The organism is Streptomyces sp. NPDC002144 (genome assembly GCF_053593695.1).
Genome location: NZ_JBSFDB010000041.1, coordinates 47,277 through 68,180, shown reverse-complemented (window position 1 = coordinate 68,180; position 20,904 = coordinate 47,277). Strand labels below are relative to the sequence as shown.

Below are 20,904 nucleotides of genomic sequence, written 5' to 3'. Positions count from 1 at the left end.
TCGTTGACCACGTCCCAGGCGTAGATCTTGCCCTTGAAGTGGTTCATCTCGGTGGTGATGTGGTTGTTCATCACGCTGCGCAGGGTGTTGGCGTCGGTGATGGAGCTGACCCAGCCGGGCAGTTGGGAGTGCCAGACGAGGGTGTGGCCGCGCATGCGCTGGCCGTGGGCGGTGGCGTGGCCCACGATCTGGTCGGCCGGGCCGAAGTTGAACGAGCCGCGGGAGCGCTCGGTGGTGTCCCACTTCATCTCGTTCTCCGGGGTGATCATGTTGAACTCCCGGTCGAGAATCGTGGAGTACGTCGAGTCACCGAGCTTCCCGGCCGCCGCCGCGGTGCCGAAGTACCGCCCGGACTGGGCTGCCTGGGCCCCGAGGGTCGAGGCCTTGACGGTGGCGTCGGGCGCCGCGGCCGCTGTTCCGGCGGCCAGCAGTGCGGTGGCGGCCATCAGGCCGACGGCGGAGAGCCGACGCCCTCGTAAGGGGTGGAGAGGTTTCATGACGCTCCTCTGCGGTGGTGTGGGGGTGCGCACGCACTTGAGCAGGACATGACATCCGAGGGTCGATATGTCGAACGCCGACCGTCTTCTCGGACGTCTTGGATGATAGGAGGCCCACAGGAAGCGTCAATCCTTCTCGCATCATTCGTCTTTCACGTCGAAAGTTTCGAACTGCCGCCACCCCGTTGCGAGCCCCGTCTGCGGCTCGAGACACCCTGTCGCCAGGCGCGGGAAACGCTGTCACGATCTCCGTGGCGGCTCGCATCGAGCGGCCACGGACGAGCGACGGAGCGCGTATGACGGCGGAGTGGGATGCGACGGCAACGGCTGGACAGGCGGCCGGGATCGAGGTGAAACCGGTCGCCGGGCACATCGGAGCCGAGATCACGGGCGTCGACCTGGCGAGCGACCTCGACGACGCCGTCGTCGGCGCGATCCGGGCGGCGGTGCTGCACTGGAAGGTCGTGTTCTTCCGCGGTCAACGGCTCGACCACGGCGCCCACGTGGCCTTCGCGCGCCGGTTCGGCCGGCCTGTCGTACTGGGCAAGCGGGGCAGCGCCTCGCCGCCCGACGTTCCCGAGGTGGAGACCACCGCCGACCGGCTGGAGCTGGGCGGGAAGTTCGGCATGGACCACGAGGAGTGGCTGCAGCGCCGCCGGCACACCCTGCTGCGCGGCTGGCACTGCGACCACGGCGCCCGCGTCGACCCGCCGGCGGCGACGATCCTGCGCGCCGAGACCGTACCGCCCTACGGCGGCGACACCACCTGGTCCAACCTGGCCGCCGCCTACGCCGGACTCTCAGCGCCCGTACGGGACTTCGCCGACCGGCTGCGGGCCGAGCACCGTCTCGGCGTCGGCTACCAGCCCCGCCCCGGAGACGACAGCTACCTGCGCCATCTGCTGGACCACCAGGTCGCCTCCGAGCACCCGCTGGTGCGCGTGCACCCCGAGACGGGGGAGCGGGTGCTGTTCGTCAACGGCTACTACCTGGAACAGATCACCGGCGTGTCCCGCCCCGAGAGCCGGGCCCTGCTCGACATGCTGCTGGAACAGGCCGTACGGCCCGAATACACCGTGCGCTTCCGCTGGGAGCCGGGCAGCGTCGCCTTCTGGGACAACCGGGCCACCATCCACCTCGCCCCCAGCGACAACGCTCACCTCGACTTCCCGCGCATCATGCACCGCGTGATGCTCACCGGCGACGTCCCCGTCGGCGTGGACGGCACGCCGTCCCGGCCGATCACCGGCACCGCACCCGGGCGCTGGTGAGCTCACACCGACGGCTGCCAGCCGAGCGCAGGGCCCAGCTTCGTGGCCATGTCGGTCAGGATCTGCATATAGTCCTCGTGCTCGAAGGTGAACGGCAGCGCGAACGCGACCTCGTCCACCTCGCGGAACGCCGCGTGTCCGGCCAGCCGCTCGGCGATCTCGTCCGAGGTGCCGACGAGGTCGGGAGCGAACAGCAGCCGCGCCGGGCCCTGCGGTGACGTCGTACGAGGGGTGCGCTTGGCCGCGTACTCCTCGTACCGCTTGCGCTGCTCCGGCGTCGCGGAGTCGGTGGGGATGACGACCAGGCCCTGGGAGACGCGGGCGCCTTCCCCGTCCGGGTGCCGCTCGCGGAAGGCGCGGATGTGGGATAGCTGGATCTCGGCGAAGTCGTACGGCCCCTCCCCGCCCTCCGCCTTGACGACGCTGCTGGTCAGGAAGTTCATGCCGTGCTCGCCTGCCCAGCGCGCCGAACTGAGGCTGCCGCCGCCGTACCACAGGCGCCGGCCCAGACCGGGGGAATGCGGCTGCACTCGATCGGAGAACACCTCGAAACCTTCGATGCCGCTGAAGTCGGTCGCGCTCTCGCCGCGCACGAAGGCGAGCAGCCGCCGCACCCGCTCGTAGGAGAAGTCCTCCGCATCCGCGGTGTCCGGGTACAGCGCCTCCTTGACCTGCTCGAAGTGCATCGGCGGACCGACGCTGACACCCGGGTTGACCCGGCCCCCGGACAAGATGTCCACCGTCGCCAGGTCCTCCGCCAGCCGCAGCGGGTTCTCCCAGCCGAGCGGGATGACCGCCGTGCCCAGTTCGATGTGGCGGGTGCGTTGCGAGGCCGCCGCCATCACGGCGACGGGGGAGGAGATGCCGTACTGCAGATGCCGGTGGCGCAGCCACGCGCTGTCGAAGCCGAGCCGCTCGCCCAGCTCGATGATCTCCAGCGTGGACTCGTGGCCCCGCCGCGGATCGGCCTCGTCGAACAGGCCGATGGTCAAAAAGCCCAGCTTGCGCAGGGGGCGAGAGGTCGGCGGCACGGGCTCCTCCGTGGTTGCTTGATGAATCAAGTAGTACGGAAGTGCCAACGGGGACGTCGCGAGAAGTGTTCCCACCCCCAAGGTCAAGATCCGGTCAGGTCAGCGCGATAACGAACTCGTCCTCGACCGGCGGTTCGATCTCCTGCGCACGGTTGCCGGTGGCGGCGAAGCACCGCACCCGCACCGCCTCCGGACTCACGTCCAGGCGCAGGAAGCTCTTGAAGAAGGGCGGGCTGTAGGTCGCCGAGCCCGGAGAGAACAGCTGCGTGTAGATCTTGCGCACCGGCAGGCGGAAGCGCGAGGTACGGTCCGGGCGGCCGCCCGCACCGAGCAGGCTCGCCACCAGGCGCACCCGCCGGGTCACCCGTACCGGTCCGCCCGGCGTACGGGTCGGCTGGATGCCCAGCCGCTCGGCGATCACCGCCATCGCCTCGGCCTCGGTCAGCGTGAAGAAGCGGCGCAGCCGCAGCTGGCGGCCGTACAGGCGGCTGTAGAAGGCGAGGGAGTCACCGCGCAGCGGATAGCAGCGGAAGTCCTTCTCCGTGACGTTCGCGATGTCGACCCGCGGGATGGTGTGCGTGGCGTGCATGAACGCGCCGCCGCCGCCCGAGACGACGTACTGGATGGTGCGGCCCTCCACCTGGACCGGATACCGCTGGTAGTTGTGGATGTCGCCGCCTATCGCCGCCACGTAGTGATGCGCCGGGTCGCGGACGATGTCGTCGACGGTGCCGCCACCGCCCTCGATGGTGCACGGGTGGTGCTCGCCGTCCACGTACAGGGGTGAGCCGGTGACCAGGATCTTCGGGCGGGGCCCTTGCGAGACCTCACGCAGCCAGGCGCCCTGCTCGGCGTCGATGGTGCCCAGCAGACCCGTGTCGATGCCTACGATGCGCAGCGGTCCGGCGTCGATCGCCCAGTACGGCCCCGGCTGCACCGCCTGCTGCTCGGGTGCGGACCTCAACCGCCGTTCCTCGTCCAGGTGCCGGCCGTCACCGGAGCGCGGCCGGTGCCACAGCAGCGAACGCATCCACGCCCGCGTGAAGGGCCGCGGCGCCGCCTCACGGGGCAGGGCCGGGGCGTTGCAGAACACCCGCATGAAGGCACCCAGGTCCTCGTACCAGTCGTGGTTGCCCGGCACCGCGTAGATCGGCGCCGGGTAGTCCTGGTAGGGACGGAAGAACTTGGTGCCGTAGTCGTCGGCGCTGCCGACCGGATAGATGACGTCACTGGCGATGACGGCGAAGTCCGTCCCCCGACCGATCTTCAAGAAGCCCGGCACCACGGCGTACTGGGAGTCGTCGCCCTCACCCGTGTCGCCCATCAGCATGAAGGAGAACCGTTCCGGGTCCGCACGCCGGATCACCTTGTCGGCGGGTGCCCCCGCCGCCTCCCGCTGGGCCACCCACCTGTTGCGGGTGTGCCCCGTCGGGTCCCCGAACCACGAGGCCACCACACCGTTACGGGCGGCCCACAGCGTCCTGGGGTTCAGCCAGGACAGCTTCGCGACCTTGGACGGCATCAGCCGTTTGTACTCACCGGGTTCCGCGACGCCCCAGCCGGCACCCGCGGCGGTATCACGTGAGGATTCAGACACCGGAGCACCGTAACAACAGGCCAATTCCGTTGCTCAGGCGGGAGTTGAAAGATCCAGGGCGCCCAGCACGCGCAGCGCCTCGTGCAGGCCACGCGGGCGCGGCGGGCCAGGAATCCGGGTCCGTTTCCAGCCCGGACCGCACAGCAGCACCCGGCTCTGCATCCGCGCACCGCGAACCCCCCAGCGCGTCTCCATGAGGTGCTGGACCAACGGCGTACTGGCCGTGGAGGCCGACTGCGACCACAGGGCCACGGCCGCCGGACCCACGCGCCGCACCGCGGCGATCAGGGCGTCCGGGGGCACGGCTCCGCCCAGCATGAGGGTGGGGACCCCGCGTTCGGCCAGTGTGGCGTTCAGTGCCTCCAGCGGGAGCGTGTGCTGCTCGCCCGGAACGCAGGCCAGCACCACCGGGGACGAGTGCGCCCCCTGCTGAGCGGACGCGCCGCGCACGTACACGTGGCGCAGGGTCGCGGAGATGTGCCAGGACAGGAGGTGCTCCACCTCGACGTAACGCTCACCGGCCGACTGCCACTTGCGCCCGACGGCCTGCAGGGCGGGAGCCAGGATCTCCTCCCACGCGACCACCAGCCCATGAGCGCCGATCGCGGCGGTCAGCTGTTGCTGGACGGCGAAGGCGTCCAGCCGGACGGCAGCCCGGGCGAGGCCCCTGCACTCCTGGCGCACGCTCCCCAACGGCAGCCCGCTGCCGGACCGGGAGGCGTACAAAGGCTCCGCGATCTGGTCGTCCACGGCCGGGAAGTGGTGCGCGAGCGGGGAGTGCGGGGTGCTTCTCCCGGCGTGTTCCATCGCCGTCCTGGCCGCTTCCGCCGGTGGGATGCCGGCGGCCGTCATACGGCACATCTCCAGGAGCATGGACACGTCGGCGGGCGTCCACCGGCGATGGCTTCCCCGCGCCCTGGTCGCCGGGCCCAGCCCGTATCTGCGGTCCCAGGACCGCAGGGTGGTGGGGCTGACCCCCAGACGCCGGGCGAGGAACCCGGTGGTCACCCCGGCATCCGAGGACCCGCCTGCGTCCGGCTCGGGCCCGTCCATGGTCACCCTGTCAACCGCCCGCCTCAGCCGGGGAAGCGGCCGGTCGAGCGCAGCAGCCAGCGGCGTTCGGCGTAGGCGAGGTCATCGCGCCACAGGCGTCCGGCCGCCGCCGTCATGATCCGGCGCAGCACCGGGGCCGCCGTACGGGCCGCGGCGAAGCCGGGACGCTCCGAGCAGGCCACGACCGCCTCCACGACGGCCGTGAGCGGGCGGCCCGTCTCGTCCGGCCCCAGCGGGGTGGCGTGCGTCTCCACGACCGATCCCCGGCCCTCGCCCCGCGTGATCCGCATGACGACCGTCCGCGGCTCGGGTGTGGTGAAGACGGCACGCACCGGGACGACGAGCCGGCCGGCGACCTTGAACGAGACGTCCACGGTGAACCCCTCGTCCTCGTCCTCGCCGGGGTCCGGTGTGCCGACCACGGTGAGGTCGACGAAGGAGTAGGGGTGGAACCACGCGCCGTGCCAGGGATCCAGCCGGTTGGCGACGATGTCCTCCGGCTCGCAGATCCCCACGCCGGTGTAGACGGCGGCGAGCGACCGCGACAGCGGCGGACGGTCCGGTACGACCGGTGCCTCCAGAGGGGGTTCACCGCCGACCTCGTCCAGGCGCACCCAGACCAGGACACTGTCGTCGTGCACGGGCAGTGGCTCCCAGCCCGCGACCGGCCCGCCCGTCAGCGCCAGCCCGTGCCAGTGACACACGAGAGTGCCGCAGCGGACCGGACCGGCGGCGAGCGGCGCACCCAGATGCGGGCAGACGCCGGGGCCCGCCGCGAGGCGCCCGTCCGCGGTGCGCCACACCACGACCTCGCGCCCGGCCACCGTGCCGGCCAGCGGCCGGTCGTCGCGCAGATCGCGTGTGGCACCGACGACGCACCAGTTGCCCGACGGGCGGGCCTGGGCACGTTTCAGCGCCTGGGCGATCACACCCGGCCGGGCCTGGCGCCAGGTCGGCTGCTGCTTCTCCCACCGCACGGGGCGGCGGCGCAGCGCGAGCGGGTAGCGGGCGCGGTGGTGAGGATGGGGGAGTTTCATCGGGATTCCTCCGTGGATACCCCCGCCTTCAGGCGGGGGAGGAAGCGGACTCCTGCGGAGCAGGGCAGGGAAAGCCGATGCGCCGCCAGGGCGAACCGGCGTTCACCGCCAACCACCCGCAGGTAAGCGGTAGTTTGTGTGGCGTCTGGTCGGCGATGACCAAGCCGGCCGGGCCTACCGCCGGGCTGGCGGGATGTCAGGTCTGTGGAGCTGGCGTAAGACTGCTGGGCGTACCCACGTCCCTTGCCGTTAATTCGGGGCAGCTGCTGTCTGAGAAGCAGAAAGCTCAACCCGCGAGGGAAGAATCTCCCGGCTTCAGCTGGGGGAGAAGTCAACGGGGCGGGTCGCAATCGACGGGGGCCGCGGTGGCCTGGAAGGACCCGTTGCCCGAGTCGGCCGCGGGATCGGTGGTGACCTTGACGCCGAGGTAGTCGTAGCGTGTGGGGACGGGGAAGGCGTGGGTGTAGCGGTTCGCGATCTGCGTCTTGCCCTTGGGCAGCGGGACCGGGTCGGTGGCGACGACGGTGCCGACGACCCGGGGTGAGTCGCTGACGTACCAGCTGAGGTAGAGCGTTCCGTCGGCCGCACCGTCGGTCGTCACCGTCACCGAGGCCACGATGGTGCAGGCCGCCGAGGTCGGGCCGACCGCGTTGATCTGCGCGGAGGTGACGTGGAGCGTGGGCGCCGGTGTGGGGGTGCCGCCCCCGCTGGTGGAGCCCCCGCTCGTCGTCGTACCGCCCCCGCTGCTGGTCGTACCGCCGCCGCTCGTGGACGCACCGGTGCCGGACGTGCTGCCGGTGGTTCCGCCGCCGCCCGTGGTGCTCGTACCGCCTGCCGCGGTGGTTCCTCCCGCGCCGGACGATCCGCTGCCCGAGCTGCCGGACGTGCCGTCCGGACCGGGCGAGCCGCTCTCGTCGCCGGACGCCGACGCGGAGGGCGAGCCGGCCTTGGAGGGTGAGGGGGAAGCGTCGGACGCCGAGGGGGCCGCGTCCGGGGAGTCGGCAGATGCGCTGGAACCCGGCTCGTCGGAGGAGCCGCCCGATCCTCCGCCGGATCCGGCCGCGTTCGTGGTGCGATGCCCCGCGCCCCCGCCCGTCGCGACCGCCGTCACCGCCACCCCGCCGACCACCAGCAGGGCCCCCGCCGCGAGCCCGGCCAGCACCTTCCCCCGCCGACCTGGCAGCCGACGGGAGCCCGGCTTGAGGACGGTCGTGGCCAGCGCCGTGGTCCCCGAGGCGCCACCGTCCGCCGACGGGAACCGAAGCAGGAACAGGGCGGCGAGAGCGGCGAGTTCACGTCGACCGGTCTCCTCCCACTCCTGGCCGTACGCGCCCGCCGCGACGGCCTCCAACTCCTCGACGAACGCCGCCGCGCTCTGCGGGCGCTCCTGGGGCGTCTTGGCCAGGCCCCGGCGGATCAACGGGCGCACCGGCTCGGGCGCCAGCTCGTCCGGGATGGGCGCCTCGATGTGCTGGACGGCCAGCTCGGCCAGCGTCCGGCCCGGGTAGGGCTTCATTCCCGTCAGACACTCGAAGAAGGTGGCCGTCGCCGCGTACACGTCGGTGGCCGGCGCCGCCGCACCGCCGGTCCACTGTTCCGGCGCCATGTAGATCGGGGTGCCCGACGCGTTGGCCGCCACCCCGCTCGGCACGGCGATGCCGAAGTCGACCAGCTTGGAGCGACCCTCGGCGTCGACCAGAACGTTGTCCGGCTTGTAGTCGCGATGCACGACACCCGCCGCGTGGGCCGCCGCAAGGCCGAGCAGCGAGCCCTTGAGCACGGCGAGCGCGGCCTCGGGAGTCGTGGCACCGTGCTCGCGCAACAGCGTGCGCAGAGCCACGCCGTCCACCAGCTCCATGACGATGGCGGCACCGCGCGGGCTCTCCACGAACTCGTACAGCGCCACCACATGGGGGGAGCGCAGCTCGCCCAGCAGCCGGGCCTCGGCGCGGAAGACCTCGCGGAAGGCGGGGTCGTCACCGAGCTGTTCGGCCAGGTACTTGATCGCCACCTGGGTGCCGGTCGTGTCGTGCCGGGCCAGCACCACCCGGCCGCTGGCCCCGGAACCCAGCGTCTTGGTCTGTGTGTAACCGGGGACCGCCCACGGGTCCCCGTCGCGTATCGCTTCGCTCATGTCCTTGACTTCGGTCCGTCCCCCGGACCGCCCCCGTTCGTGCTCCTGCGGTGCGGATGCTGCGTGATGCGCCTGCCTCGGCTGGGACATGGACGATGCACCATCGTTCTTGCGAACCGCTTGCAAGCCGTTCGCAAGTCGGCCGTCGGATTCTCCTGCCGACGGCCTGTCGTACGCCGGTCACACAGGGGGGAATCGGCGTACGACACCGTCCTCGACCCGATCACCGCAGGTCACGGCCCGCAGGGACTGCCGGGCACGGGCGTGCTCCAGACGAGCGGGACCATCCGCCGTCAGCGCGAGCGCCTCCCGGAGCTCGCCCGCGCCGTCGGGCCCGCGCGCCTCACCGAGCAGCCGCAGCACCCGGCCGACGGTGCCGGGCGCGCCCCACCGACGGGCCATCGACAACTGCTCGCGCGCCAGCCGTTCGGCCCGCTCCCGCTCACCCATCCCGGTCAGCGCCCGCACCCGCAGCAGCCCCTCGTCCCACCACACCGGGTTCACCACCTCGGGCTGCAGATGCCCTACGCCACCCAGCACCGCCAGTGCCTGCGGCCACCGGCCCTCGGCGAGCAGCACGCGAGCCTCGCTCTCCGCGCACAGACGCGCACCCTCACCACCCGCGCTGCGCTGCCGCATGCGCTCCACGCAGGCCCGTGCTCCGGCGATGTCACCGAGGTCCAGCAGCACACCTGTCAGGAAGGCCCGGCACTGGGGCGCGCCGGGCCTGACCCCCCACGCGGCGAACTGCTCCAGGGCGGTCTCGAGCGACTGGCGGGCCTGCTCCGGCGCGCCGTGCCGCCACTGCGTGAAGCCCTTCCACAGATGCGCCGACAGCGTGCCGATGAGCGACCCCCGCTGCCCGGCGTAGGTCAGCGTCTCGTCCCACAGCACCCTGACGTCCTCGCCGGCCAGATCCAGGACCACGCCCGCCGTGCACCACGAGAGGATCTCGCCGCTGTGCAGCAGTGCCCGTTCCGTGAGCGCGCAGCGAGCCGAGGCGATGGCCGCGGCGCGGTCGAGCCGCCACACGGTGGCCTCGCGCGCCGCCTCCGCCGCGAGCATGCGGGCGCCGGGCCCGTCCCCGAGGACGGGCGCCGCCGGATCGTCCGTGCCGCAGGTCCCCGCTTCCCGTGCTGCCGCGGCGGGGAGCCCGTGGGCGAAGGCACCGAGCCGCGCCAGGGCCAGCAGCCCCCGCCGCTCGTCGGCGCCAGCGTCGTCACGGTCCACGTCCGCCTGCCCATCCGACAGTTCCGTCGCCGCCCGTGCCGCGAACGCGGCCGCCTCGCCGGGCCTCCCGGTGTAGATCAACGTTTGCGCGAGCAGACGTGCGGCGCCGGTCGCCGACGGGGAACTCTCGTACGCCTCCCGCAGATGCCGCGCCGCCGACGGTCCGTTGACGTGCGCTTCGGCCCGCCCCAGTTCCAGCAGCACCTCGGGCCGTACGTTCGGCGCGGGCGGCTCGAGCAGCGCCCTGGTGAGCAGGGTGGCGGCCGTGTCGTTGGCGCCGCGGGCGCTCGCGCGAGCCGCGGCGCTGCGCAGCACGTCAACCGCCCATGGGTCGCCCCGGCGAGGGGCCGGCAGCAGATGGGCGGCGATCTGCTCCGAAGCGGCCCCGGCACGGTCGAGCAGGCGTGCCGCCTGTGCGTGCAGGGCCAGGAGCTCGTCCTGCGGCACCGTCCGCAGTACGGCCTCACCGGCCAGGGGATGGGCGAAGTCCAGCGGGTACTGGTCACGGACCACGTCTGCCCGCACCAGGGCCGCCGTGGCGGTGGCCACGTCCTGTTCGGACAGCTCTGTGAAGGCGGCGAGTGCGGGCAGCGAGGCCGCGCCGCCCAGGACGGCGATCGCCCGTACGACGTGCGCGGCGGCGGGCGGCAGCCGGTCCAGCCGGGGGAGCAGGAGGTCGCGGACGGACCGTACGCCGGATTCGTGGACGGTGCGGGGGTCGGTTTCCTCTCCCGTCGTCTTCAGTGTCCCGATCACCTGGGCCAACAGCAGCGGCAGTCCTTGCGAGACCCGGTGACAGGTCTGGACGACCTCCTCGCGCACCAAGTCGCCGAGGTGCCGGCGTACGAGACGACCGACGCCCTCCACGGTGAGCGGCTGCGGCTGGAGGTGCACCACCATCGGATCCTGGCCGAGGTCGGCCAGTACTTGCGCGCTCTCGCCCAAGGCGGGCGGTTCCCCGGTGTGCAGCGTGGTCACGACGAGGATCGGCAGGGACTGGATGCGGGGCAGCAGATGCGCGAGGAAGCGGAGGGACGGCGGATCGCAGGTCTGGAGGTCGTCCACGAGGAGGAGCAGAGGCGAGCGTGGTGGGGTGTTTGCGGTGGCGAGGCGTTCGGTGAGTCGGTAGAGCCCGTGCAGAACGTCGAAACCATCCGCCCCGTCGGACAGCGTCGTCGTCGTGTCAGACAGCACGCCGCCAGGCCCGGAGGTCTCCGGGCCGAGCAACTGCCGTACGACGTCGTAGGGTTCGCGCGGGGGCCCGGTGGGGGATGTCCGCGGGCCGCCACCGGCACCTCGTACACGTAGGCCCCGTCGCGTGCCGAGTCGGCGCGTCTCTGCCAGCAGTGCGGTGCGGCCGATCCCGGCGGGGCCCTGCACACAGACCAGCCCGCCCCGGCCTTCGGCCGCGTCCGCCAGACAGTGCCGCAGTTCGGCCAACTCGGCGTGCCGCTCGATGAGTTGGCCCGACGCAGAGACGACTGCCGGCTCGGGTGGGCACGGCGGAGGCGGCGTGGGTACGGCCGGGCTCGGGGCATGGGACAGGATCTCGGCTTCCAGGCGTCGCAGGGCGGGGCCTGGATCTATGCCCAGTTCGTCGGCGAGTGTGCGGCGGGCGCGGCGCAGTACGGAGAGAGCCTGGGCGTGGTCGTGCGCCTGGTGGCGGGCGAGGGCCAGCAGCAACCAACGTTCCTCGCGGAGGGGTCGTTCGGCGACGAGTTCCTCGGCCTCGTGGAGCAGTGACTCGCCCTGTTCGCCTTGTTCCAGGCGGGCTGCCAGCAGCCGTTCTCGTACCACTTCACGCAGCTCCGCCAGGCGTGCCGCCTCTGACCGTGCCCAGGGCTGGCCCTCGAACCCGGCCAGAGCCGGGCCCCGCCAGAGGCCCAGTGCCTCGGTGAGCAGGGCTGCCTTGTCCGGAGCCGACGGCACGTCCTGGCCGGCCGCCTCGATGAGCGCTTCGAACTGCCAGGCGTCGACCTCCTGACGCGTGAGGCAGATCGCGTAACCGGCGCCCTCCCGCACGAGAATGCTGCTGCGGGCGTCGGCCGTCAGAGCCGGTCGCAGTTCCCGCCGCAGCCGCGAGACGTACGCCTGCAGAGCACCGACCGCGCTCGGCGGCGGCTCCTCGCCCCACACGGCGTCGATCAACCGGTCGCAGGTGACCACAGCGCCCCGGGCCAGGACCAGCAGTGCGAACAGTGCACGGGGCCGGGGCCCGCCAAGGTGCAAGGGCCGTCCGTCGTGTGTCACGGTCAGCTCACCGAGAACCCCGACCCGCAGCCCGGCGGCGCTCTCACGGGGGTCGGATCCCGGGGCGCTCGGTCTCTGCCCCGCTTTGTCGGCGTGCTGCATGCGCCTCATAGTGCCCGGCTCATGCCCTGCCGACCAGAACGGTACGCACTGGCGCCGGGCTCGACGACCGCGAAGTCCCGGGCGGTGGCGCTGATCCGCTCGGTGGTGCCTCCTCGCCGCCGTCGTGGCGCGCGCACACGCTCGCCAGCCGCTTCGCGGGATTCCCGCAACTGATCACCTGTCGCACTCGATCCCCCCGTTGCCCCCTGCCCGGGGCACAGCGGGGATGCAGCCGGGGAGGGCGGACAGGGGGTGAGACGCGACCGGCAGGCGGTTCGGCAACCTGTCGTCGCGAGTGGTGGGCCTGGGCATGGTCACCGCGGACGGCACTGCTCCACTCGATGCCGACGCGGGCCCGGTACATGCGCCAGCACCCGGACCCCTTGACCCACAGGCTGCCCCCGTGGTGCATCTCCCAGTGCTCGGGAGCGCCCGAGCGAAACCGTCACCCTGATCAACACCTCCCGCACCCCCGTCAGTCTCACGAACTGGCAGCTCGCGGATCAGGAGAAGTGCAGGCTCCCCCTGCCCGACGTCAGCCTTGAGCCGGGCGAGACCCTGACCGTCCCCGGTTCCGGTGACTTCCACCTGGGCGACGCCGGAGGGGCCATCACCCTGCTCGGCCCTGACGGCCTCAAGGTCCACGGCGTTTCCTACACCGCCGAGCGAGCCGAGCCGAAGGGTGAAGCGGTCACCTTCTGACGGGGGACCGGCGGCCGTCTGCAGCCGCCTGGCACCGAACACAAGCCGACCGGCGGACCCGGCAGGTGGCTGACCGCACGTCAGCGGCCCGCCGAGAAATCGGACTCGGCATCATGAGCGGGATCCTCGCTGTGCGGCAGAAGCCTGCGCTCCACCACATATTGGAAGGCTAGCCTTGCAAACCAAAATTTGCAAGGCTAGCATTCTGACATGACTTCACGGGCGTCGGACGACCGCGCCGAAAACCTTGAGCCGGACCCCGCGCTGATCGGGGTGGCAACGCGGCTGCGGATCAGCATCGGCGCGTTCAGGCGCCGCAGTCATGAAGCATTGAGCGAGGGCGACTTGACGGGCCCGCAGCTGACGGCACTCTCGCGGCTCGAACGGCTGGGTGCGGTCACCACCGCGGAACTGGCCAGGCGTGAGCAGATCACGCCCCAGGCGATGGGCGCCACCGTCGCGGTCCTGGAAGGCCGTGGGCTGGTGGCCCGTACCGCCGATCCCTCTGACGGGCGCCGTCAGCTGCTCACGGTCACCGAGGGCGGCCGGGCCGTGCTGAGTTCCGAGCGCAGCGTCGTCGCCGCCACGATGGCCGCGGCGATGGCGACGTCCTTCACTGCCGAGGAGATCGCGACTCTCGACGCGGCGGCGCTGCTGATCGAGCGGCTGGCCGACCTGTTCTGACCGGCGACCGTGATCATCGAGCCCTACCCCGAGGAACGGAGGGCGTGCCGTGAATGAGCCGGAGTCCGAGGTCGTCGCAAGCGCCCGGAGCGAGGCGGGCGGGGCCACGCGTCCGTTCTCCTGGCGGTTCACCGCGCCGTTGTTGATCGGCTCGGCGCTGAATCCGATCAACAGCTCACTGATCGCTACCGCGCTGGTGCCGATCGCCGCCGGCCTGCACGTCCGGGTCGGGCAGACCGCAGCCCTGGTGACCGCACTGTATCTGGCCAGCGCCATCGCCCAGCCCACGGCCGGCAAGGCCGCCCAGGTGTTCGGTCCGCGACGGGTCTTTCTGACCGGGAGCGTGCTGGTGGCAGTGGGCGGCACGGTGGGCGGCCTCGCGCAGGATCTGATCACCCTGCTCATCAGCAGAGTCCTGATCGGTCTCGGCACCTCCTGCGCCTACCCGACCGCGATGCTGCTGATCCGCCGTCGAGCCCACGACGCCGGCCTCGACGAACCGCCAGGCAACGTCCTGGGCGCACTGCAGATAGCCGGCACCGCCACGGCGTCGCTGGGACTGCCCGTCGGCGGTCTCCTGGTCGGCGCCCTGACCTGGCGGTCGGTGTTCTTCCTCAACGTGCCGGTAGCACTGATCGCCCTGGCCGCGACACTGGCCTGGATCCCCCGTGACAGCCCCACCGGCCGCGACCACACCCTGCGTGGCGTCGCCTCCGCCCTCGACGTGCCGGGCATCCTCGGTTTCGGCGCGACGATGACCGCACTGCTGGTGTTCCTGTACGACCTGCCCGCCGCGCACTGGTATCTGCTGGGCATCGCGGTGGCAGCGGGAGCCGCGCTCGCGCTCTGGGAGTTGCGTGCCGCCAACCCGTTCCTCGACGTGCGCCTGCTCGCGGCCGACCGGGCTCTGACCCGGACCTATCTGCGTTTCGGCCTGGCGATGCTGTGCGTGTACATCGTGCTCTACGGGCTCACGCAATGGGCCGAGGCCGTACGTGGCCTGTCCGAGAGCGCGGCCGGGCTGCTCCTGCTGCCCATGACCCTGGTGTCCGCGGTGGTCATCTCGCCGGTGTCGCGACGCAATCTCATACGAGGACCGCTGATCGCCGCCGCGCTGATGTGCGCGGCGGGGTCGGCGGGCGTTCTTCTGCTGACCTCCTCCACCTGGATCGGCCTGTTCGTTGCCATCACCGTTGCGTTCGGCATCTCGATGGGCGCCGCATCAGCCGGCAACCAGACCGCCCTGTACGACCAGGCTCCCGCTCAACAACTCGGCAGCGCCTCGGGTCTGCTGCGCACCTTTGCCTACATGGGCTCGATCGCCTCCTCGGCCATCACCGGCATCGTGTTCCACACGCACGTCACCGACCACGGCCTCCACCAGATCGCCTGGATCATGGTCGGCATCAGTGCCGCCCTGATCGTCATGACGATTGCCGATCGCTCGCTGTCCCCGCGCCCCCGACGCTGACAGCGGTCACGTACAACGCCCGCCTCACGGAATCCAGCAAATCGCGGAGAACCAGTGCCTGTCACGGTCCATGACCCCACCACCGCACTCATGGTCGTCGACCTGCAAGCAGGGCTGACCGGCCTGCCGACCGTGCATCCGCTCGGCGACGTCGTCGCGAACACCGTGGCGCTGGCCGACGCCTTCCGTGCCAAGGGACTGCCGATTGTGCTGGTCAACGTCGCCGGCACCGCCCCCGGCCGCACCGAGCAAGGCGACGACGCCCGCGACCTGCCCGACGGCTTCAGCGACCTGCTCCCCATGCTCAACCAGCAGTCCGGCGACAAGACCGTCACCAAATACACCTGGGGCGCATTCCACAACACCGACCCTGCCGACCATCTCGACGGGCTCGGCGTCACTCAGGTCGTCATCGCGGGCGTCGCAACCAGCTTCGGCGTCGACTCTGCGGTTGCGCCTGCTCGCCGTGGCCGGACGTCTCATCGGCATCGGCCGCCGCCGCAGCGGGGTTCTACGGCCGGGCGATGCCGCTCAGGACGAGCATGAGCATCCAGGCCAGCGCCTGACCGCTCTTGCCGACTGCGACCGACACCATCCCTCCGTCTGGCTGACCTCGAGTTCCTTGTGGCAGCTCGCCCGCATGCCGTCCTCGCCCTTGTGTCAGTGCTCCCACGCCAGCGGGCCCGGGCCGGTCCATTCGATCAGGGGTGAGGCGGCGATCTCGTCTTCCTCGCCCAGGTTCAGTCCGGCCCGCCGCAGGAAGACGATCATGTCCCACAGGCCGTAGGCGCGGCCGACGGGGACCCCGTGGATGCAGACCAGTCGGCCGCCCTCGGTATCGGGCGGCCCCACTCTCACGGGACACCAACTCGGCACGCGTGAACGGGTACCCCCGTGCGCCCGGAACATGGCCGCGGTGGCCTGTTCATCCGGCCAGGTCGTGGTGGGTGCGGAGCGGGCCCGGTTGATGTTGATGTGGGCGCCCTGGGGCCTGCCTCTGGGGCATTCTCGTCTTCCTCGTGACCGGTTGTGCCGCTCAGGGGCTGGCTAGAGCCGGTGGCGCGGCGGCGGGGCGGGGTGGCGTGTGAGTCAGGCGCTGGCCAGGTTGATGGCGGCGTCGGCGGTGGGGTCGCTGGGGGAGTGGGCGCCGGACTCGTTCGACGGTCGCCATGGCGGCCGGCACCGCACACAGCGCGCCGGGCCGCGGCCGGCCAGGTGGCGGTGAAGGCGGCCGCGGCCGCGGTGGGCCCGGAAGGGAACGTGGACGAGTGGGGGCGGTCGGTCACCTCGGCGTGGGGATCGACTCCGTAGGCGGCCGGGGGCGTCCGGAGATCTGCTCGCACACGCCGTTCGACGTCGGCTGCGCCACCGGCAGGGCGTCCACACCGGCGGTGGCCGCGGTGCCGTCCCGCCGCGCCGTGACGGCGGCGGCGCCGCACCCGGTTCCGTGTTCTGCGCACACTCCTGCACCGCCGGCAGCACCCTGGCCCAAGCCGACGGGATACGGGAAGCTGCCCGCTGCGTCACACGCCGGTCGGCTTCCTACAGGTCCGTCAGCTCACGACCTGTCCAGGCGGCGCAGGTCCTCCTCGGTCCATTTCCGGGTGTCGCGGGGCTGGGTGTAGGGCTCCTTGTGGGGCGGCATGCCCCCGGCGATCGCCCGTTGCCGTACGGTCTCCGCGTCGAACTCGAGGCCGAGCAGGATCGCGAGGTTGCTGATCCACAGCCAGATGAGGAAGACGATGACGCCGGCCATGGTGCCGTAGGTCTTGTTGTAGGAGGCGAAGTTGGCGACGTAGAACGCGAAGCCGGCGGAGGCGAGCAGCCAGATCAGCAGGGCCAGGAAGCTGCCCGGAGTGATCCACTTGAACCCCTTCACCCGCGCGTTCGGGGTGGCCCAGTACAACAGCGCGATCATGACCGAGACGAGGACCGCCAGCACGGGCCACTTGGCGATCGACCACACCGTCAGGGCGGTGTCGCCGACCCCGAGCGCTGTGCCCGCCTTGCGGGCCAGCGCGCCGGTGAAGACCACGATCAGGGCGCTGATCACGGCGAGCACCATCAGGACTGCTGTCAGTGCGACCCGCACCGGCAGGATCTTCCACACCGGGCGGCCTTCGGGCATGTCGTACACGGCGTTGGCCGCGCGGATGAACGCGGCGATGTATCCGGAAGCCGACCACACAGCCAGGACGATGCCGACGATCGCCATGACCGATCCGAGACCGGCGTTGTTCTGCAGCTGCGAGACGGCCCCGGTGATGACGGTGCGGGCGGAGCCCGGGGTGAACTGCTGCATATTCTTCAGCACCGCGTCCGTCGCCGACTTGCCGGCCAGGCCGAGCAGCGACACCAGGACCAGCAGAGCCGGGAACAGGGACAGCAGACCGTAGTACGTCAGCGCCGCGGCCCGGTCGGTCAGCTCGTCGTCCTTGAACTCCCGCAGGCTTCCCTTCAGCACTGCACCCCAGGCCGTCCTCGGCAGCTGTGTCGGCGCGTTCGGCGCGCGCTGCTCCACCGCGGGCCCGGGGCCGGCCTCCTCCGGCGGTGGGGCCTCACGCTCGGGAGCGTCATCGTGTGCGTAATGTTCTTTCCGTCCTGGAATATGCAATTTCATGCCCAGTGGGTACCCCCGCAGGCCCACCTAATCGGGGCGTGGTCCCCGGTTCGGCGAGGGGTGTAGGTGGGGGTGAGGTGGGGGGGCGCGGCTGAGCACGTTGATGGGTGGGGCGCGGCCCGGTTGGTGTGCGCGGCGTTGGTGCCGGCCGCAGCCGCAGCCGCCTCGGCGGCCGTCCCCACCCTGCTCGCCGTCCTCCCGGCCACAGGTCTGCGTGCCGCTCTTCGGAGTTCCGGTCTTTTCATCGACAGCCTCGATCCGGGTATCGATTTCATTCCCCAGTGGGCCGTGGAACCTGGGTCGTCCGAACTCGTAATTTTCGAGGCGGCAGCTTTTCCGACCTGCGGAGGGGAGTAATGGATATGCCCGGTTGGCCGTCTGTGCGCAGGAGATGAACGGCCTTTCGGGCATCGTGGCCATGGGGGAAGTTGCCCCACGGGGCGGCATCGAGGTCCAAGTCCTGCCGGGATTCGGGCAGGATGCCGGCCACCACCGCCCGCACGTCGAATGGGCCGCCCGAGAACAAGGCCAGGTCCGCTCCGTCCGCTATTTCGCGGCACATCGAAAACGTCGGATCGGTCCGCCAGTATCTAGAGCGCTCAGTCGCACTTCACCTGAGAGGTATTCGCAAAGGTATCCACAGGTGTATACTCGGGGTATGGCTGACACCACCGTAAAGGTCGACTCCGAGACCAGGGACCGGTTCGCTGCGGTCGCCGCAGCCCGCGGGCAGAGCGTGCGCGCCTACCTGGCCGAGCTGGCCATACAGGAAGAGAACCAGATCAAGCTGAGCAAGGCGACCGCCGTGTTCCGCGAGATCATCGCGCAGCCCGGGCTGGCCGAGGCCTTCGACGACGCCTTCCCCGGTGACGCTCCGCCCCGTCGGGACGCCGCGGGCCGGGCGGCCTGACCTTGGACCTGCACATCGACATCCGGTGGCTTCTGGACCGGCAGGAGGAGCTACTCGGCAAGGAACTCGGGGTTCGGGATTACTCGGGGCTGGTAGCCGCCGTGGCCCGGCACCGGGTGAACACCCCGCAGTTGGACGTGGGCACGCCCGACGCCTACTGGCGTGCCGCCGCACTGCTGGAACAGCTGGTGCTGTTGCGCCCGCTGCCGGCCCGCAACGCGTACTTCGCGTACGGCGTCGCGGTGGCATACATCCGGGCTTCTGGGGAGGAGGTCGACGACTCCTTCGAGCTGTGGCGGGACCTGATCACCGACATCCGCGCGCTGCGGCTCACCGTCTACGACATCGCCGACCGCCTGCGCTCCTGGAGCGGCAACGGCTGATCCGATCCCGTCCGGCCAGAACACTCGCGCCCCGAGAGGGCGCTCGTCAGTTCTGGCCGGACGGTGTCTCTTCCCAGAACCAGGCGACGAGAGGAAAGCGGTCGCTACGAGTCGGCTGCAGGGACAATCCGGTCAAGCGTCGAGTACCGAGGTTGTCCGACTGTCACTGGTCGATCAGGGGCCCGGTCACCCGGCCCGCTGGGTTGTCTCCCCGGCCTGAGCGGGTACGGCGGGCAGGGGGACGGTGCAGGAGGCGCAGCGGCGGGCCTGGGCCGGGACGGGGCTGAGGCACTCGGGGCAGTCCCGCTTGGGGGCTTGGACGTCGTTGTGGGGTGCGAGGCGCTCGTGCAGCTTGTTGATCGGAAGTACGACGAGGAAGTACAGGGCGCTGGCGAGGAGGAGGAAGCTGATCGCCGCGTTGATGAAGGCTCCGTAGGGGAACTTGGTGGCGCCTACTGTGAAGGTCTTGTGGGTCATGTCGCCGGTGGCACCGGTGGCCAGCCCCACGAGCGGGGTCAAGAAGGCGCTGACGAAGCCGTTGACGACGGCGGTGAACGCCGCTCCGATGACGATGCCGACCGCCAGGTCGACCACATTGCCGCGCAGGATGAAGCTGCGGAAGCCCTTCACCTTTTCACTCCTTCAAGGCCCATGACATCGACGGGCGGCACCACGGCCCCTCACCGCGGATGCCCTGCCACGCCTCACTCATACCTACTGGGCGGCGGCACCACGGCTCGCCGCCGCCTCGCCGAGGCCATGGTCAGGTGGCCACGCTGGCTATCTCTTGGTCTCGCTCCGGTCATTCGGGCGGGTCCGACCCGTGTTTGGAGTTGCTGCCAGCAGTGGCGGACGTGCTGCTCAGCTTCTCGTACGGCGGGGGAGGTGTCGTCGGGAAGCGCGGCTGGAGACGATGGGGCCTGGTACTTGTCGGCGTGGGGTGCGCTGCGGCGACGCGGCCGTTGAACAGCGCGAGCGCCTTGTGTTCGGCCGTCCTGGGGGAGGACCGCTGCTCAGGCGACCAGGAATGCGGCGATCACTGCTGCGGCTGTCAGCGCGACAGCTGCTTGCTGATCGGACATGGCTGTGAGCGTCCTTCGTACGGGTACTGGTCCGGTAGGGCCGGTACCCGTGTCGTACCGACCCTCCCGTCTCTTTGTCCGCGTCAGGCCGGGCCAGGTTCCGTTAAGGCGGCGAACGACGGTGGCGCGGCGCGGTCGACGGCCGCCTTGACGACGAGGCGCATGCTGGCGCGCTTTCTGATGGCCGTCTGCTGATCGTGGCAAGGCGGCCGCTCCCGTCAGCTTTCAGAGCCAGTAGCGCATGATCAGGCGTGAGGTGTGCCAGGTGAGCCAGGCGCCGGCCTGCCAGGCCGATGGCGGCGCCGGCAGCGACGTCGCTGGGGTGGTGAGCGCCGCTTTGCACGAGCTCGAGCGCCACCATGGCGGCGGGTACTGCGCACGCCGCTCCTGCGGCCGGCCACGTGGGTGCGAAAGCGGCGGTGAATGCAACCGCGGCGGCGGTGTGTCCGGAGGGGAATGAGGAGGGGCCGGGGCGGGCGTCGACCTCGTCGCGGGGGAACCACCCTTTCGGTGGCCGAGGCTGGTCAGCAAAATCCTGGCCTCGATCGGCCGCCAGCTGCGGCTGGACCACTCGACCGTACGGCGCTTCGCCCCGCCCGGAGTCTCGACGAACTGCTGGTCAAAGGCCACCAACCGGGCACCGATCCTGGACGAACACAAGCCCTGCCTGCGCAGGCGCCGGCGCTGCCACGACATCCCGCAACTGCACCGCGAACCGCGCGCACGTGGGTTCACCGGAGGCATCCAGTGCGTCCGCCGCTGCTTTCCCCGCTTCAAAAGGCCGCACAGCCCCAAGCCGAAGAACCCACCCGCGCCTTATCCGAAGCCTGCAGACGGAAGTCGTCACAAG

At 71.0% G+C, this 20,904-nt stretch carries 20 protein-coding genes; 7 read left to right on the top strand and 13 right to left on the bottom strand.

Annotated elements, in window-relative coordinates:
* Positions 1-497: endo-1,4-beta-xylanase (locus tag ACWCQ1_RS40300; protein ID WP_451028649.1), on the bottom strand; the 497-nt coding region annotated here is incomplete at its 3' end.
* Positions 498-793: 296 nt separating this feature from the next.
* Here ACWCQ1_RS40300 and ACWCQ1_RS40295 point away from each other — a divergent pair.
* On the top strand, positions 794-1,768 hold the full coding sequence (locus ACWCQ1_RS40295; RefSeq protein WP_133042595.1) for a TauD/TfdA dioxygenase family protein: 975 nt from the start codon (positions 794-796) through the stop codon (positions 1,766-1,768).
* Positions 1,769-1,770: 2 nt separating this feature from the next.
* On the opposite strand, the gene ACWCQ1_RS40290 is transcribed toward ACWCQ1_RS40295, so the two are convergent.
* The 7 genes from ACWCQ1_RS40290 to ACWCQ1_RS40260 all read right to left on the bottom strand — a co-directional run bounded on the left by ACWCQ1_RS40290 (position 1,771) and on the right by ACWCQ1_RS40260 (position 12,614).
* Positions 1,771-2,799 carry an LLM class flavin-dependent oxidoreductase gene (locus ACWCQ1_RS40290; RefSeq protein WP_451028648.1) on the bottom strand — a complete coding sequence of 343 codons (1,029 nt, stop codon included), beginning with the start codon at positions 2,797-2,799 and terminating at the stop codon, positions 1,771-1,773.
* A 94-nt stretch (positions 2,800-2,893) separates the two neighbouring features.
* Positions 2,894-4,396: a metallophosphoesterase family protein gene (locus tag ACWCQ1_RS40285; protein WP_451028647.1), complete on the bottom strand. Its 1,503-nt coding sequence runs from the start codon at positions 4,394-4,396 to the stop codon at positions 2,894-2,896.
* A gap of 33 nt (positions 4,397-4,429) precedes the next feature.
* The gene (locus ACWCQ1_RS40280) at positions 4,430-5,449 is read right to left on the bottom strand and encodes a MerR family transcriptional regulator (protein WP_358601532.1); all 1,020 of its coding nucleotides are present in this window, start codon (positions 5,447-5,449) and stop codon (positions 4,430-4,432) included.
* 23 nt (positions 5,450-5,472) lie between these two features.
* Positions 5,473-6,486, bottom strand: a complete 1,014-nt coding sequence (locus ACWCQ1_RS40275; protein ID WP_451028646.1) for a DUF5914 domain-containing protein — start codon at positions 6,484-6,486, stop codon at positions 5,473-5,475.
* Between the two features lie 331 nt (positions 6,487-6,817).
* Positions 6,818-8,620, bottom strand: a complete 1,803-nt coding sequence (locus ACWCQ1_RS40270) for a serine/threonine-protein kinase (RefSeq protein ID WP_451028645.1) — start codon at positions 8,618-8,620, stop codon at positions 6,818-6,820.
* Between the two features lie 180 nt (positions 8,621-8,800).
* The gene (locus tag ACWCQ1_RS40265) at positions 8,801-12,202 is read right to left on the bottom strand and encodes a BTAD domain-containing putative transcriptional regulator (protein ID WP_451028644.1); all 3,402 of its coding nucleotides are present in this window, start codon (positions 12,200-12,202) and stop codon (positions 8,801-8,803) included.
* Between the two features lie 19 nt (positions 12,203-12,221).
* Positions 12,222-12,614, bottom strand: a complete 393-nt coding sequence (locus tag ACWCQ1_RS40260) for a DUF6424 family protein (RefSeq protein ID WP_451028643.1) — start codon at positions 12,612-12,614, stop codon at positions 12,222-12,224.
* Positions 12,615-12,652: 38 nt separating this feature from the next.
* Here ACWCQ1_RS40260 and ACWCQ1_RS40255 point away from each other — a divergent pair, with 38 nt between their 5' ends.
* From ACWCQ1_RS40255 to ACWCQ1_RS40240, 4 genes are all read left to right on the top strand, one after another.
* Positions 12,653-12,904 carry a lamin tail domain-containing protein gene (locus tag ACWCQ1_RS40255; protein WP_451028650.1) on the top strand — a complete coding sequence of 84 codons (252 nt, stop codon included), beginning with the start codon at positions 12,653-12,655 and terminating at the stop codon, positions 12,902-12,904.
* A 210-nt stretch (positions 12,905-13,114) separates the two neighbouring features.
* Complete coding sequence (locus ACWCQ1_RS40250) at positions 13,115-13,588, top strand: MarR family winged helix-turn-helix transcriptional regulator (RefSeq protein ID WP_451028642.1); 474 nt, start codon at positions 13,115-13,117, stop codon at positions 13,586-13,588.
* Between the two features lie 49 nt (positions 13,589-13,637).
* On the top strand, positions 13,638-15,059 hold the full coding sequence (locus ACWCQ1_RS40245; protein ID WP_451028641.1) for an MFS transporter: 1,422 nt from the start codon (positions 13,638-13,640) through the stop codon (positions 15,057-15,059).
* Between the two features lie 90 nt (positions 15,060-15,149).
* Positions 15,150-15,605, top strand: a complete 456-nt coding sequence (locus ACWCQ1_RS40240) for a cysteine hydrolase family protein (protein ID WP_451028640.1) — start codon at positions 15,150-15,152, stop codon at positions 15,603-15,605.
* A gap of 114 nt (positions 15,606-15,719) precedes the next feature.
* Here ACWCQ1_RS40240 and ACWCQ1_RS40235 read toward each other — a convergent pair whose 3' ends face one another.
* The 3 genes from ACWCQ1_RS40235 to ACWCQ1_RS40225 form a co-directional block, all read right to left on the bottom strand.
* Positions 15,720-15,911: a hypothetical protein gene (locus ACWCQ1_RS40235; protein WP_451028639.1), complete on the bottom strand. Its 192-nt coding sequence runs from the start codon at positions 15,909-15,911 to the stop codon at positions 15,720-15,722.
* Between the two features lie 430 nt (positions 15,912-16,341).
* Entirely contained in the window at positions 16,342-16,521 is a 180-nt protein-coding gene (locus ACWCQ1_RS40230) for a hypothetical protein (RefSeq protein ID WP_451028638.1), read from the bottom strand.
* 96 nt (positions 16,522-16,617) lie between these two features.
* A complete protein-coding gene (locus ACWCQ1_RS40225; RefSeq protein ID WP_451028637.1) occupies positions 16,618-17,679 on the bottom strand; it encodes a YihY/virulence factor BrkB family protein in 1,062 nt (353 codons plus the stop codon).
* Between the two features lie 658 nt (positions 17,680-18,337).
* Here ACWCQ1_RS40225 and ACWCQ1_RS40220 point away from each other — a divergent pair.
* Both ACWCQ1_RS40220 and ACWCQ1_RS40215 read left to right on the top strand, forming a co-directional pair.
* Complete coding sequence (locus ACWCQ1_RS40220; protein WP_358610569.1) at positions 18,338-18,589, top strand: antitoxin MazE7; 252 nt, start codon at positions 18,338-18,340, stop codon at positions 18,587-18,589.
* Between the two features lie 2 nt (positions 18,590-18,591).
* A complete protein-coding gene (locus tag ACWCQ1_RS40215; protein WP_358610566.1) occupies positions 18,592-18,972 on the top strand; it encodes a toxin Doc in 381 nt (126 codons plus the stop codon).
* A 186-nt stretch (positions 18,973-19,158) separates the two neighbouring features.
* Here the strand turns inward: ACWCQ1_RS40215 and mscL are convergent, their stop codons facing one another.
* Together mscL and ACWCQ1_RS40205 are read right to left on the bottom strand one after the other, a co-directional pair.
* Positions 19,159-19,602 (bottom strand): large conductance mechanosensitive channel protein MscL, encoded by a 444-nt coding sequence (mscL, locus tag ACWCQ1_RS40210; RefSeq protein WP_133042266.1) that lies wholly within the window; start codon positions 19,600-19,602, stop codon positions 19,159-19,161.
* 555 nt (positions 19,603-20,157) lie between these two features.
* Positions 20,158-20,625, bottom strand: a complete 468-nt coding sequence (locus ACWCQ1_RS40205) for a phosphatase PAP2 family protein (RefSeq protein WP_451028636.1) — start codon at positions 20,623-20,625, stop codon at positions 20,158-20,160.
* Between the last annotated feature and the right edge of the window lie 279 nt (positions 20,626-20,904).

Coding starts and splice junctions, on each gene's coding strand:
- ACWCQ1_RS40295 (WP_133042595.1), top strand. CDS start 794: ATGACGGCGGAGTGGGATGCGACGGCAACGGCTGGACAGGCGGCCGGG.
- ACWCQ1_RS40280 (WP_358601532.1), bottom strand. CDS start 5,449: ATGGACGGGCCCGAGCCGGACGCAGGCGGGTCCTCGGATGCCGGGGTG.
- ACWCQ1_RS40275 (WP_451028646.1), bottom strand. CDS start 6,486: ATGAAACTCCCCCATCCTCACCACCGCGCCCGCTACCCGCTCGCGCTG.
- ACWCQ1_RS40270 (WP_451028645.1), bottom strand. CDS start 8,620: ATGAGCGAAGCGATACGCGACGGGGACCCGTGGGCGGTCCCCGGTTAC.
- ACWCQ1_RS40265 (WP_451028644.1), bottom strand. CDS start 12,202: ATGCAGCACGCCGACAAAGCGGGGCAGAGACCGAGCGCCCCGGGATCC.
- ACWCQ1_RS40260 (WP_451028643.1), bottom strand. CDS start 12,614: ATGCACCACGGGGGCAGCCTGTGGGTCAAGGGGTCCGGGTGCTGGCGC.
- ACWCQ1_RS40250 (WP_451028642.1), top strand. CDS start 13,115: ATGACTTCACGGGCGTCGGACGACCGCGCCGAAAACCTTGAGCCGGAC.
- ACWCQ1_RS40240 (WP_451028640.1), top strand. CDS start 15,150: ATGGTCGTCGACCTGCAAGCAGGGCTGACCGGCCTGCCGACCGTGCAT.
- ACWCQ1_RS40225 (WP_451028637.1), bottom strand. CDS start 17,679: ATGAAATTGCATATTCCAGGACGGAAAGAACATTACGCACACGATGAC.
- ACWCQ1_RS40220 (WP_358610569.1), top strand. CDS start 18,338: ATGGCTGACACCACCGTAAAGGTCGACTCCGAGACCAGGGACCGGTTC.